General features: G+C 64.2%; 14 protein-coding genes. 7 read left to right on the top strand and 7 right to left on the bottom strand.

Annotated features, from left to right (window positions below; all coding sequences use genetic code 11):
- Positions 1-3 precede the first annotated feature (3 nt).
- Positions 4-1,023: a Gfo/Idh/MocA family protein gene (locus tag JG746_RS16485; protein ID WP_202359089.1), complete on the bottom strand. Its 1,020-nt coding sequence runs from the start codon at positions 1,021-1,023 to the stop codon at positions 4-6.
- A gap of 195 nt (positions 1,024-1,218) precedes the next feature.
- On the opposite strand from JG746_RS16485, the gene JG746_RS16480 reads away from it, so the two are divergent.
- Entirely contained in the window at positions 1,219-2,244 is a 1,026-nt protein-coding gene (locus JG746_RS16480; RefSeq protein WP_202359088.1) for a LacI family DNA-binding transcriptional regulator, read from the top strand.
- An 18-nt stretch (positions 2,245-2,262) separates the two neighbouring features.
- On the opposite strand, the gene JG746_RS16475 is transcribed toward JG746_RS16480, so the two are convergent.
- Together JG746_RS16475 and JG746_RS16470 are read right to left on the bottom strand one after the other, a co-directional pair.
- Positions 2,263-2,577 carry a ferritin family protein gene (locus JG746_RS16475; protein ID WP_044548017.1) on the bottom strand — a complete coding sequence of 105 codons (315 nt, stop codon included), beginning with the start codon at positions 2,575-2,577 and terminating at the stop codon, positions 2,263-2,265.
- Between the two features lie 55 nt (positions 2,578-2,632).
- Positions 2,633-3,388 carry a bestrophin-like domain gene (locus JG746_RS16470; protein ID WP_202359087.1) on the bottom strand — a complete coding sequence of 252 codons (756 nt, stop codon included), beginning with the start codon at positions 3,386-3,388 and terminating at the stop codon, positions 2,633-2,635.
- 163 nt (positions 3,389-3,551) lie between these two features.
- Here JG746_RS16470 and JG746_RS16465 point away from each other — a divergent pair, with 163 nt between their 5' ends.
- The 5 genes from JG746_RS16465 to JG746_RS16445 all read left to right on the top strand — a co-directional run bounded on the left by JG746_RS16465 (position 3,552) and on the right by JG746_RS16445 (position 9,109).
- On the top strand, positions 3,552-4,637 hold the full coding sequence (locus JG746_RS16465) for a sensor histidine kinase (RefSeq protein WP_202359086.1): 1,086 nt from the start codon (positions 3,552-3,554) through the stop codon (positions 4,635-4,637).
- A 5-nt stretch (positions 4,638-4,642) separates the two neighbouring features.
- Positions 4,643-5,254, top strand: a complete 612-nt coding sequence (locus tag JG746_RS16460; RefSeq protein WP_446721211.1) for a response regulator transcription factor — start codon at positions 4,643-4,645, stop codon at positions 5,252-5,254.
- Positions 5,255-5,618: 364 nt separating this feature from the next.
- Positions 5,619-5,864: a hypothetical protein gene (locus tag JG746_RS16455; RefSeq protein WP_202359084.1), complete on the top strand. Its 246-nt coding sequence runs from the start codon at positions 5,619-5,621 to the stop codon at positions 5,862-5,864.
- A 147-nt stretch (positions 5,865-6,011) separates the two neighbouring features.
- Positions 6,012-7,766: an ABC transporter permease gene (locus JG746_RS16450; RefSeq protein ID WP_202359083.1), complete on the top strand. Its 1,755-nt coding sequence runs from the start codon at positions 6,012-6,014 to the stop codon at positions 7,764-7,766.
- Between the two features lie 23 nt (positions 7,767-7,789).
- Positions 7,790-9,109: an ABC transporter ATP-binding protein gene (locus tag JG746_RS16445; protein ID WP_202359082.1), complete on the top strand. Its 1,320-nt coding sequence runs from the start codon at positions 7,790-7,792 to the stop codon at positions 9,107-9,109.
- Between the two features lie 22 nt (positions 9,110-9,131).
- Here JG746_RS16445 and JG746_RS16440 read toward each other — a convergent pair whose 3' ends face one another.
- Together JG746_RS16440 and JG746_RS16435 are read right to left on the bottom strand one after the other, a co-directional pair.
- Entirely contained in the window at positions 9,132-10,685 is a 1,554-nt protein-coding gene (locus JG746_RS16440; RefSeq protein WP_202359081.1) for a trimethylamine methyltransferase family protein, read from the bottom strand.
- A 12-nt stretch (positions 10,686-10,697) separates the two neighbouring features.
- Positions 10,698-13,109, bottom strand: coding sequence for a GcvT family protein (locus tag JG746_RS16435; RefSeq protein WP_202359080.1), 2,412 nt, complete (start codon positions 13,107-13,109; stop codon positions 10,698-10,700).
- A gap of 292 nt (positions 13,110-13,401) precedes the next feature.
- On the opposite strand from JG746_RS16435, the gene JG746_RS16430 reads away from it, so the two are divergent.
- Complete coding sequence (locus JG746_RS16430; protein WP_202359079.1) at positions 13,402-14,865, top strand: esterase-like activity of phytase family protein; 1,464 nt, start codon at positions 13,402-13,404, stop codon at positions 14,863-14,865.
- Positions 14,866-15,018: 153 nt separating this feature from the next.
- Here the strand turns inward: JG746_RS16430 and JG746_RS16425 are convergent, their stop codons facing one another.
- Positions 15,019-16,638: a patatin-like phospholipase family protein gene (locus tag JG746_RS16425; protein ID WP_202359078.1), complete on the bottom strand. Its 1,620-nt coding sequence runs from the start codon at positions 16,636-16,638 to the stop codon at positions 15,019-15,021.
- Positions 16,639-16,823: 185 nt separating this feature from the next.
- Positions 16,824-17,615, bottom strand: coding sequence for a L,D-transpeptidase (locus JG746_RS16420; protein ID WP_202359077.1), 792 nt, complete (start codon positions 17,613-17,615; stop codon positions 16,824-16,826).
- Positions 17,616-17,647: the final 32 nt, after the last annotated feature.

Here is a 17,647-nt window from a genome sequence, read left to right as displayed (position 1 = left end):
TTCCTATGAAATCGCCACGCGGCGTCCGGTTTCGGCGCTCTCGATGGCGCCGAAGACCATGGCCAGGCTTTTGATGTTGTCGGTGCCGCGCGTCTCCGGCTCGGTGCCGGTCTCGATGGCGTGCATGAAATCCCGGATGATGCCGAGATGGCCGCCGACGCGGTCGGCTGGATCGAGCGGCGGCACTTCGATCGGCTGGGTCTTGTCGAATAGCCCGTCGCGGCCAGGCACCACCACCTCAGCCGTCAACAGGTCGTGGCCGTCCCAGATGAGGCTGCCGCGCTCGGCGACGATGCGCCAGCTGCCTTCCCAGCTGGTGCGGAAACCGTCGGCGCACCAGGAGCCGGCATAGGTGAAGACCTTGCCGCCACCGAGATCGAAGACAGCACTTGCCGACGATCCCTGCCGGTACCAGGAATTGGCCGGCTCCCATTCCTGGCAATAGACGCCGGCCGGCTCGCCGCCGGCCATGTAGCGGGCGGCGTCGAAGGTGTGGATGGCCATGTCGAGCAGCAGCACATGCGCCATCTCCTCGCGAAAGCCGCCGAAATGCGGCGCGACGAAGAAATCGGCATGGATGCTGGTCGCCGCGCCAATGGCGCCGGATTCCAGGAAGCGGCGGATGCGCCTGACATTGGCGACGTAGCGGCGGTTCTGCACGACGGCATGGGTGCGCCCGGCCTGGCGGGCCGCCTCGACGATGGCGCGGGCGTTTTCAGGACTGTCGGCCAAGGGTTTCTCGGTCAGAAGATGGCAATTATGGGCAAAGGCCGAAAGCGCGACTTCGCGCCGGGCGGCGGGAACCACGACATCGAACACCGCGTCGGGCCTTGTCTGGTCGAGCACCGCGTCAAGGCTGGTGCCGATGACAATGCCGGTGAGGCCGTATTCATGCGCCCTCGCCTTCGCCCGCTCGGCGTCGAGGTCGACAAGGCCGACAATGGCGAGCCCGTCGATCTGCCTCGCGGCATCGAGCCACTGCCTGCTCATCGCGCCGCAGCCGACGAGGACGACATTCATCATCCGGCGTTCCTCCTCCGCTCGGTCCCTCCAGACCGATCGTCACGGCATCCACGGCATCACCGTAAACGTTTTTCCGTAAACGTTTACGAGAACACACCCGATGGCGTAGAATGTCAATCGGCCGCCCGCGAAAATCGTCACGAACACTTGGCCTCAGCGGCAGCCAATGATAGCCAAGGCAGGGGAGACTATCCTTTGGCGTCCAGCATCCACGACCTAGCGCGTCATCTGAACATTTCGATCGGCACCGTTTCGCGGGCGCTGAACGGCCGCGCCGACGTCAATGCCGACACCCGACAGCGCGTGCTCGACGCCGCCAAGAAGCTGAACTATTCCCCCAACCAGTCTGGCCGGAGTCTCAGGCAAGGCGCGACCCATTCGATCGCCTTCATGCTGCAGCCGCATCCTGGCGACCAGCAATATGGCGAACCGTTCTTCATCCCCTTCCTGATCGGGCTGCAGGGCCGCCTGGCCGAAAGCGGGCTCGACCTGACGGTGGTGATGGGCGCGCCAGGCGACTATCAACAGGAACGCCTGCGCCGCGTCGTCGAGACCCGCCGCGCCGATGCCGTGCTGCTGGCGTGGACGCGGCGCGAGGACGAGCGCATCGATTATCTCACCGAGGTCGGCTTCCCCTTCGCCACGCTCGGCCGCAGCCGCACCGGCGGCAAGGCCTATCCCTCGCTCGACCTTGATTTCGAACAGGCAGGCAGCGATGCCGTCGACCGGCTGGTGGCGCGCGGCCACCGCCGCATCGCCGCCATCCGCCCTTCCCTCAACCTCAATTTTGGCTATCTGTTCCTGGACGGCTACCGCAAAGCTCTGAAGCGGCACGGCATCGAGGTCGATCCCGCGTTGATCGCCGACGGCTTCATCAACGAGGCCGGCGGCTACCAGGTGACGCCGCGCGTGATGCTGGCAAAGGACCGACCGACGGCCATCATCTTCAACAACGACGCCATGGCGCTCGGCGGCTGCAAGGCGCTGGCCGAGATGGGCATCAGACCCGGCCACGACATCGCCGTCACCGTCATCGTCGACACGCCGCTCTGCCGCTATTTTTCCCCGGCGTTGACCGCCTTCCGCCCGGCGCTGGAGCCGATGGGAAGGCGGCTGGCCGAAATGCTGCTGGCCTCGCTGCCCGCCTTTGCCGGCCCCGAAGGCCCGCGCATCATCCGCGAGGTCTGGCCGCTGGAGCTGATCGCGCGCGACAGCGATTGATGGAGCCCGTAGAGGATATCAATCCACCTTCTTCTCGCCCCGCTCACCGGCCTTGACGATGTCGCCGGTGGTGAACAGGATTTCCTTCAATTCCGCGCGCCAGTCCTTCTTCTGGCGCAGCAGGAATTCCAGATCCATGCCGAAGTGCTTGAACTCCTCGCCTTGCGCGTTCTGCATGATGGCCCGCGCCTGCGGATCCTTCTCCACCGAGATGCGCTGTTCGTACCAGCCGATCGCTTCCGCTTCCTCGATCAGCGAGGTGATCATGCGCGCAAAGGTCCGCACCTTCTGCGACAGTTCTTCAGGCGGTTCGTGATACTGGTCGAAACCCATGTCGTCCTCCGGTGCTTCATCCCCATGAATGCCTGGGAATGTCGCCGGTTCCGCCTCAACGCTGCAATTCCGCCAACGCCCGCTCCAGCGGCGCCGACGAAATCTGGATCGGCCCGGAAAATGCGACATCCATGTCCAGGATCAGGTAGATCGCCCCCGCGATCAGCGCGGCCGACACCACAAGGGTTGTGGCTGTGATGGCATTCTTCGGCGCCCTGAAGCCGAAACTGGCGAAGATCAGTGCCAGCCACGCAACCAGCATGGCAATCAGCGGCCAAGGGATGGCGCCCTCCGATTGCTCGATCAGCACCCAGCGCATTTCCAGTACCTTCTGCAGGCGCTGGCGTCCATCCTGCAGGAGGGAACCACGTACAGCGTCGGACGGCGTCAGCGCATTTAGCCGTGCGCCGATTTCCGTCAGCAGACGTTCGGACAGTTGGTTGGCGGCGATAGTCGTTTCGCTGTTTTGTGACGAGGTGTCCACCACCCGCTGCACATAGGCGACCAACGGCTGGCGCACCGCATCGGTTTCGGGACCGTACCGGCGCAATGTCCTGTCGAGCAGGATCAGCTCCGTCGCATAGGCGTGCACATTGTGATCGATCGATTCGAAGGTGTTCTTGGCCGAGTTGATCATCAGGCCGAGTATCAGCGAGGTCATGACGCCGAACAGGTTGGCTGCAAGCCGAACCACCGTGTTCGTGTCGTCATCGCGGTGTCTGGTCGGCAGTCTCGGCCAGATTGCCATGCTGCCAAATGCCGATGCGGCCAGGCACAGGAAGATCACCACTGCGATCAAAGCTTCGCGCATTCGCTCATCTCTGCACGGGAAGCGCCAATTGCCAATGCCGAGGCGGCCTGTTGAAAGCGAAAGTTCAAGGATCCGGTGCGATATTGCAGCGCCTTGCCGGGCTGAAACGCGGCGCGGTAATGTCGCCTGCCCGTCGCGGCAGTTCGATCAGCAAGGAGGCGGCATGTCTGGAAGATCGTCCTTGCCGCTCCTTGGACCGCTCCTCGGGCGCCGGCCGCTGCTGCCGGCGGCCCTGCTTGCCCTGCTGGCGGCGGCCATCTTCCTTGCCGATACGATCACCAATCTCGAAATCGCGGTCGCGGTCTTCTACGTCGCCATTGTCCTGATTGCGGTCCGCTATCTCGACCGCCGCGGCGTGGCGATGGTGGCGGCGGCCTGCATGGCGCTCACCGTGCTGAGTTTTTTCCTGACGCGGGCGGGTTCGGTGCCGGCGGGCATGATCAACTGCGCCATCAGCCTGGTGGCGATCGCCGTCACCGCCTATCTGGCGCTGCGCACCGCCGCCGCCGAGGCCGCCGCGCGGGAGGCGCAGGCGCAACTCGCCCACATCACGCGCGTGACGATGCTGGGCGAATTGACGGCCTCGATCGCGCATGAGCTCAACCAGCCGCTGGCGGCAATCGTTTTGAACGGCAACGCCGCCCGGCGCTGGCTGGCGGGCGGCAATCCGGATGAGGCCGGCAAGGCGGCCGAACGCATCGTCAGGGACGCCAAACGCGCGAGCGAGCTGATCAAGCGCCTGCGCGGTCTGACCCGTAAGGCGGGCGGCAAGGCCGTCCGGTTGGACGTCAACCAGCTGATAGCGGAGACGCTGACCCTGGTGGAAACCGAGGCCGGCAGAGCGCATGTCTCCTTGCGGACGGAACTGGCCAGCAAACTGCCTCGGGCCCAGGCCGATCCGGTGCAGATCCAGCAGGTCATCCTCAACCTCGTCCTCAACGCGCTCGAGGCGGTGAGCGGCGAAGAAGCGCGTGACGTCACCATCGTGACCAGCCCCGGTAAATCCGGCGAAATCGTCATAGAGGTGCGCGATTCCGGCCGTGGGCTGGGCGGCGTCGAACTCGACCATGTCTTCGACGCCTTCTACACCACCAAACCCGAGGGCCTGGGCATGGGGCTTGCCATCAGCCGCTCCATCGTCGAAAGCCATGGCGGCCGCATCTGGGCGCAGCCTGCGGCGCCGCGCGGCGCCGCCTTCTTCTTTTCGCTCCCGGCCGGCAAAACCGGACCGCGCGGGTCAGAGCAATGACGCCTATCGGAGAACCAGAGCAGATCGTTTTCGTCATCGACGACGATCCCGCCATGCGCGAGGCGCTCGACAGCCTGCTGCGCTCGGTTGGCCTGGACGTGCGCTGTTTCGGTTCGGTCGCCGAATTCCTGGGCGCGCCGAGGCCGGACGCACCTTCCTGCCTGGTGCTCGACGTGCGTCTGCCCGGCAAAAGCGGCATGGATTTCCAGAAGGAGTTCGCCCGTTCCGAGACGCCGCTGCCGGTCATCATCATGACCGGGCATGGCGACATCGCCATGTCGGTGCAGGCGATGAAGACCGGCGCCGTCGATTTCCTGCCCAAACCGTTCCGCGAACAGGACCTGCTCGATGCCATCGCCACCGCCCTGGACAAGGACCGGCTGCGGCGGACGCAAGCAGCGGAACTCGATACGTTGCGCGAACGGCTGGCGACGCTGAGCGAAGGCGAACACAGCGTCGTGGCGCTGGTGGTGCAGGGACGGCTCAACAAGCAGATCGCCGGCGACCTCGGCGTCAGCGAGATAACCGTCAAGGTCCGCCGCGCGCGAGCGATGCGCAAAATGCAGGCCGTGTCGCTGGCCGAGCTCATAAAAATGGCCGGCAAGCTCGGAATCTGACCGCTCCGAGGCGGCAAATAAACCGTTATTTTTCAATGCATTGATAGCGCGTTGCGTAACCGGCGCCCGGCCGCGCTATGCCTTGGTATCAATCCATATACTTAAGATTCCGGCGCTCGCGTTGACACGTCGTGAGCGGCGGGCGTAAGGCGGCGTGGCTTCGGCTGACCGAAGCATCAACTCGAGATCGAACAGGTTATGGACAGCTATCCCAGTCGCTGTCCGGATCAAGCCACAGGCACGGTCCGGACACTGGCCCCGTCAACAGATTTGGTTTCCGGCATGTGGCGCCGGTCGGGCCTCGGCAGGGCATAACCCGCCTGCGGCTCGCCTTGCCGTCCCGCCGGACCGCAAGAGGTGAGCCATGAACACCAAAATCATTCCCTTCCGTGCGCGCTCTGCCACGCGCTCCGCTTCGATTGCACGGCCGTCCGTTGCAACAACGCGCGGCCTGGCGGGCAAAGCCGGCTTCGCCATGCCGTCGACCCGGCTCGTCTGCGTCTGGCGCCTCGGCTCGGTGAGCGGCCGCCTGGAGTGCCGCTGGGCGCAGGAGCCCGTCTCCGAAGAGGGCGTCAGTCGTCGATCGGCCCTCCCTCGGCGCGCTGCCTGAGCCCTTTCTCAACGCAGCCCAAACCTCCGCACTGACGGTCAGGCCCAGGCGCCCGGCGCGACCACCTCCCGGTCGCAGCCTTCCGCACGCCCGCAATCATCCTCTCCCAAGCCAAACCGAAATCGGCCCATCCCCCGGAGGTCCGCCATGATCTTCCTGCCCCACAACCGCAATTCGCTTGGCGAGGCCGCGGCGCTCGCACGCGCACGCATCGCCCCCAACATCTACGACACTATCGCCTTTGCCATGCTGGTGGCCTTGCTGGTGCTTCTGGCGCATGGCGCCGCCGGCATGCGCGCGCCGAGCGCGCTGCTCACCACCTCGCCGGTCACGCTCGATCTCGTCAACCTGCCGGAATACGCGCTGCGCACGACGCTGCGCATGTTCGCGGCCATCATCGTGTCGCTGGTCTTCACCTTCACGGTGGCGACGCTGGCAGCCAAGAGCCGGCGCGCCGAAATGGTGATCATTCCCGCGCTCGATATCCTGCAATCGGTGCCGGTGCTGGGTTTCCTGACCTTCACCGTGACCTTCTTCATGGGCCTGTTTCCCGGCAGCCAGCTCGGCGCCGAATGCGCGGCGATCTTCGCCATCTTCACCAGCCAGGCCTGGAACATGGCATTCTCGTTCTACCAGTCGCTGCGCACCGTGCCTGGCGACCTCGACGAGGTCAGCCGCGGCTTCGGCCTGTCGGCGTGGCAGAGGTTCTGGCGGCTGGAGGCTCCCTTCGCGGCCCCCGGCCTGGTCTGGAACACCATGATGTCGATGTCGGGCGGCTGGTTCTTCGTCGTCGCCTCCGAGGCCATCACCGTTGGCAACACCACCGTGCAACTGCCCGGCATCGGCTCCTGGCTGGCGCTCGCCATCGACAAGCAGGATTTTACCGCCGTCGCCTGGGCCGTGCTCGCCATGGGCGTGCTCATCCTGCTCTATGACCAGTTGCTGTTCCGGCCCGTTGTCGCCTGGGCCGACAAGTTCCGCTTCGAGCAGACCGCCGGCCAGGAAAAGCCCCGCTCCTGGGTCTACGACGTCCTGCGCCGCGCCCGGCTGCTGCGGACCGTGGGGTTGCCGATCGCCTGGCTGTGGCAGCGCGCCATGCTGCTTCGCCCGGGCAAGCGGACCCTGCCGGCGGCCAGCGTCGCCTCGCGCCGCTTGTCCCGGCTGCTCGACTTCGCCTGGCTCGGCCTGGTGCTGCTTGTCGCGCTGTGGGGTGCCGTCGAGACGGTCCTGTATCTCAGGCAGACACTTGGCTGGAACGATGTGGTCGAAGCCCTCGGCGGCGGCCTTCTCACTCTGCTGCGCGTGATCGTGCTGATCGCGGTGGCCAGCGTCATCTGGGTGCCGATCGGCGTCTGGATCGGCTTGCGGCCCGCGGTCGCCCAACGCGTTCAGCCACTGGCGCAGTTCCTCGCTGCATTCCCAGCCAATGTGCTGTTTCCATTCGCGGTGATCGCCATCGTCGCCACCGGCGCCAGCCCCGGCATCTGGCTGTCGCCGCTGATGGTGCTCGGCACGCAATGGTACATCCTGTTCAACGTCATCGCCGGCGCCAGCGCCTTCCCCTCCGATCTCAAGGAGGCGGCCAGGGTGTTCAAGATACGGTCCTGGTCGTGGTGGAAGAACGTCATGCTGCCGGGGATCTTCCCCTACTACATCACCGGCGCGCTGACCGCCTCCGGCGGCTCGTGGAACGCCTCGATCGTCGCCGAACTGGCAAGCTGGGGCAACACCAGGCTCGAGGCCTTCGGCCTCGGGTCGTACATCGCCAAGGCCACCGAGGCAGGTGATTTCCCGCGCGTCATCCTCGGCATCGCCGTGATGTCGCTCTTCGTCACCCTCTTCAACCGCATCCTCTGGCGCCCGCTCTATGTCTTCGCCGAACGCCGCATGCGGCTCGACTGACCCTTTCTTCCAGGAGACTGATCATGAACCAAACTGTCATCCCCAACACCTTTCCGCTCGTCGAAGTCCATGGCGTCTGCCAGACCTATGACAAGGGCAGCGCTGGCAAGCTCGCCGTCCTCGACCAGGTCGGGCTGACGCTCGTCTCGGGCGAGATCGTCGGCCTGCTCGGCCGCTCCGGATCCGGCAAATCGACCTTGCTGCGCTCCATCGCCGGCCTGATCCGGCCAAGCGAGGGCGCCATCGCCTTCGAGGGCAAGCTCGTCTGCGGCACGCCGGACGGCATTGCCATGGTCTTCCAGAGTTTCGCGCTGTTTCCCTGGCTGACCGTGCTGCAGAATGTCGAACTCGGGCTCGAGGCGCAGGGCGTCTCGCCGGCCGAGCGCCGCAAGCGCGCTTTGTCGGCCATCGACCTGATCGGCCTCGACGGTTTCGAGAACGCCTATCCGAAGGAACTGTCGGGCGGCATGCGCCAGCGCGTCGGGCTCGCCCGCGCCCTGGTGGTGCATCCCAAGGTGCTTTTGATGGATGAGCCGTTCTCGGCGCTCGACGTGTTGACGGCCGAGACGCTGCGCACCGACCTGCTCGACCTCTGGTCGGAAGGCCGCATGCCGATCGAATCGATCCTGATGGTGACGCACAACATCGAGGAGGCCGTGCTGATGTGCGACCGCGTGCTGATCTTTTCGTCCAATCCGGGCCGCGTCGTCGCCGAGCTCAGGATCGATCTGCCGCAGCCGCGCAACCGGCTGGACCCCGCCTTCCGCGCGCTGGTCGAGGACATCTATGCCCGCATGACCGCCAGGAAGGAGCCGGGCACCCCTGTCCGCGACGGCGTCTTCCCGGGTTCCGGCATCGCCATGGTGCTGCCGCGCGTCTCGACCAACCTGCTTGCCGGCCTGATCGAGGCCGTTGCAGCGCCGCCCTACAACGGACATGCCGACCTGCCGCCGCTGGCCGCCAGCCTGCAGCTTGAGATCGACGATCTGTTCCCGATCGCCGAAACGCTGCAGCTGCTGCGCTTCGCCGAGTTCGCCGAAGGCGACATCCAGCTGACGCCGGCGGGCAAACGCTTCGCCGAAAGCGAGGTCGACGCGCGCAAGCAATTGTTCGCGCAGCAGCTCGCGACCTATGTGCCGCTGGCCGGTCACATCCGCCGCGTGCTCGACGAACGCGCCAACCACAAGGCGCCGGCCCGCCGCTTCCGTGATGAGCTGGAGGACCACATGTCCGAGGACTATGCCGACCAGACGGTGCGGGCCGTCATCAGCTGGGCGCGCTACGCCGAATATTTCGCCTATGACGAGGAGAGCGACCTGTTCACGCTCGACAACCCCACCTAACCAATCTGGGCGCCGCGCCTGGTTACGACACCGGCGCCGCGCCGCCCTCTTCGGTGCGCCGCGCGATGAACTCGTCGAGCACGCCGGCAGTGGTGGCAGCCGAAGCGGGCGGCTCGAAATCGGCAAGGATGCGTTTCCAGATACCGGTGGCGCGCTCGGTGGCGGTCTTTGATCCGTTTTGCGTCCAGTTGCCGAAGTTCGACCAGTCGGCCACCAGTGGCTCATAGAATGCCGTGCGGTAGCGCGACATCGTGTGGCCGGCCGAGAAGAAATGCCCGCCCGGCTGCACTTCGGCGATCGCCTCGAAACCGATCGCGTCGTCGTCGCCAGGAGTCGTCGCGCAAAGCTCGGCTATCGACTGCACCGCCTCGATGTCGGTGATCAGCTTCTCGAAAGAGACACTCAGGCCCCCCTCCAGCCAGCCCGCGGCGTGGATGCAGACGGTGGCGCCGGCAAGCACCGAGCCCCAAAGGGCGAACTGCGACTCATGGGCCGCCTGCGCATCGGAGATGTTGGCGGCACTGCCGGCGCCCGATCGCCAGGGAAGGCCGATGAAGCGCGCCAATTGGCCGGCCCCCAGTGTCGCCTTGACGTGCTCGGGTGTGCCGAACGCCGGAGCGCCCGACTTCATGTCGACATTGGAGGAGAAGGAACCGTAAAGCACGGGTGCGCCCGGGCGCACGATCTGCGCCAGTGCCAGGCCGGCCAGCGCCTCGGCATGCTGCAGCGTCAGCGCGCCTGCGACCGTGATCGGCGCCATCGCCCCGGCCAGGCAGAACGGCGTGATGACCAGGACCTGTCCGGCGCGGGCGAAGTCGATGATGCCTTGCGCCATCGGTATATCGAGCTGGCGCGGTGAATTGGTGTTGATGATGGTGTAGCAATGGGCGCCGGCGCGGAATTCATCCTCCGACAGCCCGCGCGCCAGCCGGATCATCTCAAACCCATCCTCGACCTGCGGCGTGCCGCGCGCGAAGACGAAGGGGAACTTGTCGGACAGCGTCAGCTGCGCGCGGTTGACGGCATAGTGGCGAAAGCGGTTGTCGACATCCTGCGGCTCGATGCAGGGGCAAAGCATGTGCAGTACGTCGAAATGCTGGATGAGCTTGGTCAACTCCTCGAAGGCGCCGAGCGTTCCCGGCCGGCGGCCGCGTTCGAGATCGGTGACGTTCGGCGCGCCAGCGCCTGCGAGGAACGTCATCGAGCCGAGTTCGAGCAAAAGATCGCGGCTGCGGTCGCCCGCCAGCGCCGGAATTGATTTTGGCGCCGAGGCCAGCGCCGCGGCCACGATGTCGCGGCCGATGCGCACCATGTCGGTGTCCGGGTCCACGAGCGCACCGGCGCGGGCGAAAATCTCCCGCGCCTGCGGCAAGAGCACCTTGATGCCGAGCTCCTCCAGCACGCGCAGCGCCGTGTCGTGGATCGCGGCGATCTGGTCGTCCGAAAAGATCGGCTGCGGCATGAACGGATTCTTCAGCGACCGGTAGTTGGGACGGCGGCTGCTTTCGCTGCCGGCCTCGCCCGTGCGTCCGCGCCGGCGCTCGCGCCTGCTGTCTCGTGCCGCGTCATCGATCATCGAAAATCCTCCTCATTGCCGCATCGCCTTGCCCGAGGGATCGTAGGGCGAGGCCGCGATGACCCGAGCCGGCCGCTCGACGCCGACAATGTGCACCGAAAGCGCCGTCCCCTCCTCGGCAAAATCGCCGTCGACCAACGCCAGCGCGACACTCTTGCCGATCGTGTAGCCAAAGCCGCCGGACGTGACGAAGCCGACGCGCCGGCCGTCGCGCCAGACCGGCTCGAAGCCGCTGGCGTCGGCATCGACGGCGTCGACCTCCAGCGTCACGATCCGTTGCGCGGCACCGGCATCGCGCTCCTTCAGCGCCGCCTCGCGGCCGACGAAATCGCCCTTGTCGAAGGTGATGAAACGGTCGAGGCAGGTCTGCCCTGGCGTGTAGCCCTGCGTGAATTCGCGCGACCAGATGCCGAAGCTTTTCTCCAGGCGCAGCGCATTCAGCGCGTAGTAGCCGATCTCGGCCAGGCCAAGATCCTCGCCGGCGGCAAGCAAGGTCTCGCGCAGCGTGGCATGCATGGTCACGGGACAGCTGATCTCGAAGCCGAGCTCGCCGGCGATGGACAGACGGGCAAGCCGCGCCTGCACCATGCCAATGTCGAACGCGCCGCAGGCCATGAACGGCAGTGCGGCGGCGGAGGCGTCCTGATGTGTCGTGCGCTCCAGGATTTTCCGCGCATTCGGCCCGGTCAGCAGGAAGCCGCCCGTCGCGTCGGAGATGTCGGTGACCGCGACGCCCCCACCTGTTTGGCTTTCGAACCAGCGCATGTGGAATTCCCTGAGGTGGTAGGAACCCATCAGCCAATAGTCGCCGCCGCCCCAATTGATCACTGTGAGGTCGCCCTTCAGCCGCCCGTCCGGCCCGAGCATAGGCGCCAGCCGCGCCTGCCCGGCCTTCGGCAACCTGCAGGCAAGCAGCCGGTCGAGCCATGCCTCGGCGCTTGGCCCCGACACCGCATAGCGTGAATAGGCCGAGATATCGACGAGACCGGCGGCACGCCGGACCTGCAGCGCCTCGTCGCCGACAATGTCGAAAGCGCTGGAGCGCTTGAGCGTGGTGTTCTCGCAAAAGCCCATCGGCGCGAAATAGGCCGGGATTTCCAGCCCCCACGATGCAGTCCATTCGCAGCCGGCCGCGCTCATGCCGTCATAGGCGCCGGGGCGTTTCAAGGGCCGGCCGGCCGGCAGCCGCTCATTGGGAAAGGTCATGACGAAACGGCGCGCATAGAATTGCCGCGTCGTCTGCCCGAGATATTCGCGGTTGGCGGCAAAGGCGCCGTAGCGGGCAATGTCCATGCCGGAAATGTCGGCCTGCGGCTCGCCGTAAATCATCCATTCGGCCAGCGATTTGCCGACGCCGCCGCCCTGGCTGAAACCGGCCATGACGCCGCAGGCGACCCAGTAGTTTTTCAGGCCGCGAACCGGTCCGACGATCGGATTGCCGTCGGGGGTAAAGGTGAAGGCGCCGTTGACCCATTTGCGGATGCCGGCGCTCGCCAGGCAGGGAAAGCGCTCATGCGCCCTGCCGAGTTCCAAGCTGATGCGGTCTATGTCTTCCGGGATCAGCTCGATGCCGTAGTCCCACGGCGCGCCGTCCATGTGCCAGTGCTTCGGGTTCTGCTCATAGACGCCGAGCAGCACGCCCTTGCGCTCCTGGCGCAGGTAGGAAAAGCCGTCGAGGTCGACGGCGATGCCGATCTCCCGGTCCAGCGTCGCGATCTCGGGGATGTCCTCGGTGATGAAATAATGGTGCTCCATCGGCGTCACCGGCAGGTCGATGCCGGCCATGCGGCCCAGCTGCTTTGCCCACAGTCCGCCGGCGTTGACGACATGCTCGGCAACAATGGTGCCCTGCTCGGTGACGACGTCCCAGTGGCCGTCCGCGCGAGACTTCAACTCGACGACACGGTTGCGCAGGATGATGTCGGCCCCGCGCTTCTTGGCGGCACCCGCATAGGCATGCGTCGTGCCGTAAGGGTCGAGATGGCCTTCGTTGGCATCGTAGAGACCGCCGAGCACACCGCTTACGTCGACGATCGGGCAGATTTCCTTGATCTCGTCAGGGGTCACCAGACGAGCCGTTTCGATGCCGACCGACTGGAACACCGCCCAGGCCGATTTCAGCCATTCCCAACGCTGGGGATCGCTGGCCATGTTGACGCCGCCGGTCATGTGCAGGCCGATATCCCAGCCGGACTCGGCCTCGATCTCCCGATAAAGCTTGATGGTGTAGTCCTGCAGCGCCGCGACATTGGGATCGGCGTTGAGCGCATGAAATCCGGCCGCCGCATGCCAGGTCGAACCGGCGGTCAGTTCGGCGCGCTCGATGAGCGCCACGTCGGACCAGCCGAACCGCGTCAGGTGGTAGAGCACCGAGGCGCCGACCACCCCACCCCCGATGACCACTGCACGGTAGTGCGACTTCAAGGCTTCCCTCCCGGTCTGTCAGAAGCGCACCATATACGCACTGGACATAAGTGTCCAGTGATGCGCCTGCACGCCCGGACGGATGCGTGGGGAGGATCCATTCTTCCGCCAGAGCGCGTGTTTTTCCCGGCCTGCGAATATCCCGGCGGGCACACATGCCGCCCTGTCACGCAAGCATCATGTTCGCGCCGTAGACCGCTTTTGGGGGGGCGCGCGGCATCATCGATGTACCGCCTCTTTAAGCTTTCGCTCTTCGGCCGCTCCGGCACATCTGTCACAAAGAGGATCATCCATGAAACACCTGCACCGAACCGCCTCGCTCGGCGTCGCGCTGGCCTTGTTCAGCGCCTTGACGCCGGCGCTCGCCGAAGGCACCGCGACCGTCCTCGTCAACAAGGGCCTGGTCGGCGTCGGCCGCATCCCGGCCGCACAGCGTGACAAATTCGGCGAGACGTTCGGCTCGGGTTCCGGCATGGCGATCGACACATCGAGCTGGACGCATGAGGCCGGCACCTACAAGGGTTCGCTCTGGCTGCTGCCGGATCGCGGCTACAATGTCGCCGGCACCACCGACTACCGGCCGCGGATCAACACGATCGGCATCGAGTTCACGCCGGCGGCAGCAGGCGCCGCTGGCCAGGAGCAGACCGAGGTCAAGGCGACGCTTACCGACACCATGCTTCTGACCGACGACAAGGGCACTGATGCCACCGGTCTCGATCCGCTGTCGGATGTGCGCGCCGGCGCCGGCGACATGCCGATGCTGCCCGTCGCCACCAATGGCAAGCTCGCCCTCGACAACGAGGCGATCGTGCGGTTACCCGACGGCTCGATGTTCATCTCCGACGAATATGGCCCCAACATCTACCGCTTCTCGGCGCAAGGCCGCCTGCTGTCGGCGACCCAGCCGCCGGCGGCGCTGGTGCCGATGCGGAAGGGCGCGCCGAACTTTTCCTCGGACAATCCCGGCCCAGGTGCCGCCGAGCCCGATCCGAAGGATCCGGAGACCGGCCGCCAGAACAATCAGGGTCTCGAAGGCATGGCGATGACGCCGGACGGCAAGTTCCTGATCGCCGTGCTGCAGTCGGCGACCAGGCAGGATGGCGGCGATTCCGGTTCGACCCGGCAGAACACGCGGGCGCTGGTCTATGACGCTTCCGACCTCGCCCATCTCAAGCTGGCGCATGAATATGTCGTGCCGCTGCCGGTGTTCAAGGATGCCAAGGGCAAGACCAAGGTCGCCGCGCAAAGCGAGATCGTGGCGCTGTCGGACACGTCCTTCCTGATGCTGGCGCGCGACAGCGGCAACGGCCAGGGCGTCAAGGGCGACACATCGCTTCTGCGCCAGATCTTCGTCGTCGACGTTTCGGCGGCAACCGACATCGCCGGCGGCCCCTTCGACGCCGCCGACATGCCGGTCGCGCCCAAGGGCGTGCTCGATCCGTCGGTGACGCCGGCCAGGCTGACGCCGTTCATCGACATCAACGACAATGCGCAGCTCAATCGCTTCGGCCTGCACAATGGCGCGCCGAACGACCACAACAACCTGTCCGAGAAATGGGAAGCAATGTCGCTGACCAGCGTTCTCGATCCGAAGCTGCCCGACGACTATTTCCTGTTCGTCGCCAATGACAACGACTTCCTCGCCCAGGACGGTTTCCAGGTCGGCGCCTCCTACAAGGCCGATGACGGCGCCAATGTCGACACCATGTTCCTGGTCTACCAGGTCACGCTTCCCGGCCTCGCCAAGAAGTAGTTACCCTTATCCAGGCGGGCGCGCTCGGCGCGTCCGCTCTGCGGTTCGCCGATCAAATGGTGGTCTTTCGGCCACACCTCGCTTTTGAAAATGCGCCTGCCTTGAGGCGACTGTCGTCTCGCGCTCAGATCTCGCGCCACTTCATAGTCTTCTTTACTTGTCGAGATTCCTTCTCATGCGCGCACGCCATGTTGGCAGCGAGAGGCCAACGAGGCCAAACAGCGTAGCCCAGAGGATACTTTGCCAACCGCTATTGATCGAATTTCCGAGATAGATCGACCAAAGTACGATGACCGAAGCGTGCCAGGAGGGTCTCCCGGCCTCGTCAGGCTTCACACGGACATCCGGAAACTCAAACTCGCTCTTCGTGAGGTCACTGATATTGCTTCGCTTATAAGGGTGAACCACGCTACAAGGCGGAAGCGCTCGACGAATTAAGCGCAGTCGGGTCCAAAACTTATAATTCAGCCGGTATATTCGCGAAGAATAGCCAGTTCCGCTTCTCAGAACACGTTCTGCTGTGCGCTCCCCAAGTACCATCAAAGCGTTGGTACGCTTTGCGTTGAAATTCAGAGTCCCCATAAGCATGTTGCCAAGGTCGGTTGGCGGTGAAAAGACGACTAACTTTATTTTGTCGAAGTGGCTAAGAGCAGCGCTGTAGGCCTCAGCGCTGATTTGCGGTGGACCTTCGACAAATATCGCCTGCATCAGAACATTGCGCATGTGATCTTTCAAATCAAACAGGGTGGGGCTAAGCGAAATCAACCATATCTCATCAACATCCTGCCCAAGAATTGGAGTAATCGGAGTGTTATCGGCTACCCCCCCATCGACAAATGTTTTGCCATCGATTGTCATTTCGGGAAGAATTCCTAACGGCAGGGCTGCGCTAGCATATGCAAAAGCCGCTTTTAATTGAGCTGGAGCGCGTTGCAGGTCCGCATAAACTGCCTTAAACACGCCAGGGGTGGAAAGCAGAAAGTGCGGTGACCCCGGACCATACTCTTTCGCGACGGTAACGAATGTAGGTATTTTAATTTCGGCCGAGAGGAATTCTACGATCTTACCAGCGAGCAACTTTCCCTCTAGCAGGGTAGACCTAAGCTCCATTGGTGCGCGAGCGACCACGACAATTGCAGCATTGTAACCTACATATGCCCAAGTGAAACCTTGGACCGGCTGGATGAACCTGAACAGTTCAAGCAGCAACGATCCTGCTCCAACGAGTACTGCTATCTCGCCAACAAAAATTTGCGCTCCAACGATCCGGCTTCTGACTCGTTGATCCCAGCCAACCTTTGGCAGTGTGTTCGTGAAAGCGCAAATTGCAATAATAGGAATCAGGATCAGACTCGCGATGGTGAGCCAAGTAGGCATGCCATACGGCGTAAGAGCCCAACACAGTATACCAACAAGGATAGAAAAGATGAGATCGCGGGCAACTTGGGAGCGGCCTTCCGGTTCGACGCCATTTAAGTAAAGGAGAAAGATCTTCCCTACTATGCAAAAGATCTTGAGAACGCGTCGAAAGCACCCGTCTGGAGTTTTACCAAGAAAGAGGCTGTGATCGATTGACCTCCAGAGCGCAATGCCTTCTTCAATTTTTTGGGTCGACCAAATGATAGCGCAAAGGCCACCCGCCGACGTGCCCGCAACCGCAGAAAATTCAATTCCTTGTCGCTGGAACACGCGCAAACACCCAAGAGCAAACGCCCCCTTCGCGCCGCCACCTTGGATCACAAGGCCACGCTTCGGATTGGATCTGGCTGCCATCGAACCCACTCTCGGTATGGTTCATTGCCAAAGTTGCATACAAACATTGGACGTTGCGAGGACTAGTGCCTCAAACCACGACTCTTGCCTGCGCGAGGGCGTATCTCGATCCTGGCCTGTAGTACTAGACTAGCGCCGAATATTGCAAATTTATTGGCCAGTCGATAGCGCGCCAAATGCGATATCTACTTCAGGAACTCCGCGTCCCTCGGCACGCCCGCATCGATCGGCTCGGCCGTCCTGCTCGCCACCGCCATGATCTTGCCGGCGGCTGACAAATTGGGGCGCACGAAGACCTGTGCGGGACCGTTGACGCGGCTGTAGAGGTCGATGATGTCCTGGTTCATGAAGCGCACACAGCCCGACGATGCGTTCTTGCCGATGGATTCCCACTCCGGCGTGCCGTGCAGCCGGTACATCGTGTCCTTGCCGTTGCGGAACAGATAGAGCGCGCGGGCGCCGAGCGGGCTCTGTGGGCCTGGCGGCATGCCATCCTTGAACTTCGCCAGTTCCGGCCGGCGCTGGATCATTTCCGGCGGCGGCGTCCACACCGGCCATTTCTTCCGCGCCTGGACCACGGCGCTGCCGGTCCAGCCGAAACCGGCCTTCCCTAAGCTGACGCCATAGCGGATGGCCTTGCCGCCGTCGCGCACCAGATAGAGGAAGTGCTCGGAGACATCGACGACGATCGTGCCGGGTTTTTCACCGGTCGGGTCGGCCACGATCTGGCGAACGAACTTCGGATCGAGCTTGGCCACCGGGATTGCCGGCAGCTGAAAGCCCTCGTCGGTGCGCGCCGCGTACATGCTGGCGGTATCGCCGAACGCCGTATCGGGCGGCGGCGCGGCCGCCGGCGGCGGCGTCACCACCTCAGTCGTCGTACACGCCGAAAGAGCCATCGAAGCCGCGCCCAATGCGGACGCACCGATAAAGGCGCGCCGGTTCAGGCGCTCGGAAAACAGCGGACTATCGGACATCAACCCCCCGGATATTCGCAAGATCTGATAAG

The organism is Mesorhizobium sp. 113-3-3 (assembly GCF_016756495.1).
Classification (GTDB): Bacteria; Pseudomonadota; Alphaproteobacteria; order Rhizobiales; family Rhizobiaceae; genus Mesorhizobium.
The sequence above is the reverse complement of the archived record's forward strand: the minus strand, read 5'-3'. Positions and strand labels throughout refer to the sequence as shown.

Bases quoted from the DNA above. Each gene is read 5' to 3' on its own strand.
- JG746_RS16430 (WP_202359079.1), top strand. From the start codon at position 13,402: ATGAAACACCTGCACCGAACCGCCTCGCTCGGCGTCGCGCTGGCCTTG.
- JG746_RS16450 (WP_202359083.1), top strand. From the start codon at position 6,012: ATGATCTTCCTGCCCCACAACCGCAATTCGCTTGGCGAGGCCGCGGCG.
- JG746_RS16420 (WP_202359077.1), bottom strand. From the start codon at position 17,615: ATGTCCGATAGTCCGCTGTTTTCCGAGCGCCTGAACCGGCGCGCCTTT.
- JG746_RS16485 (WP_202359089.1), bottom strand. From the start codon at position 1,023: ATGATGAATGTCGTCCTCGTCGGCTGCGGCGCGATGAGCAGGCAGTGG.
- JG746_RS16465 (WP_202359086.1), top strand. From the start codon at position 3,552: ATGTCTGGAAGATCGTCCTTGCCGCTCCTTGGACCGCTCCTCGGGCGC.
- JG746_RS16475 (WP_044548017.1), bottom strand. From the start codon at position 2,577: ATGGGTTTCGACCAGTATCACGAACCGCCTGAAGAACTGTCGCAGAAG.
- JG746_RS16445 (WP_202359082.1), top strand. From the start codon at position 7,790: ATGAACCAAACTGTCATCCCCAACACCTTTCCGCTCGTCGAAGTCCAT.
- JG746_RS16470 (WP_202359087.1), bottom strand. From the start codon at position 3,388: ATGCGCGAAGCTTTGATCGCAGTGGTGATCTTCCTGTGCCTGGCCGCA.
- JG746_RS16440 (WP_202359081.1), bottom strand. From the start codon at position 10,685: ATGATCGATGACGCGGCACGAGACAGCAGGCGCGAGCGCCGGCGCGGA.
- JG746_RS16425 (WP_202359078.1), bottom strand. From the start codon at position 16,638: ATGGCAGCCAGATCCAATCCGAAGCGTGGCCTTGTGATCCAAGGTGGC.
- JG746_RS16455 (WP_202359084.1), top strand. From the start codon at position 5,619: ATGAACACCAAAATCATTCCCTTCCGTGCGCGCTCTGCCACGCGCTCC.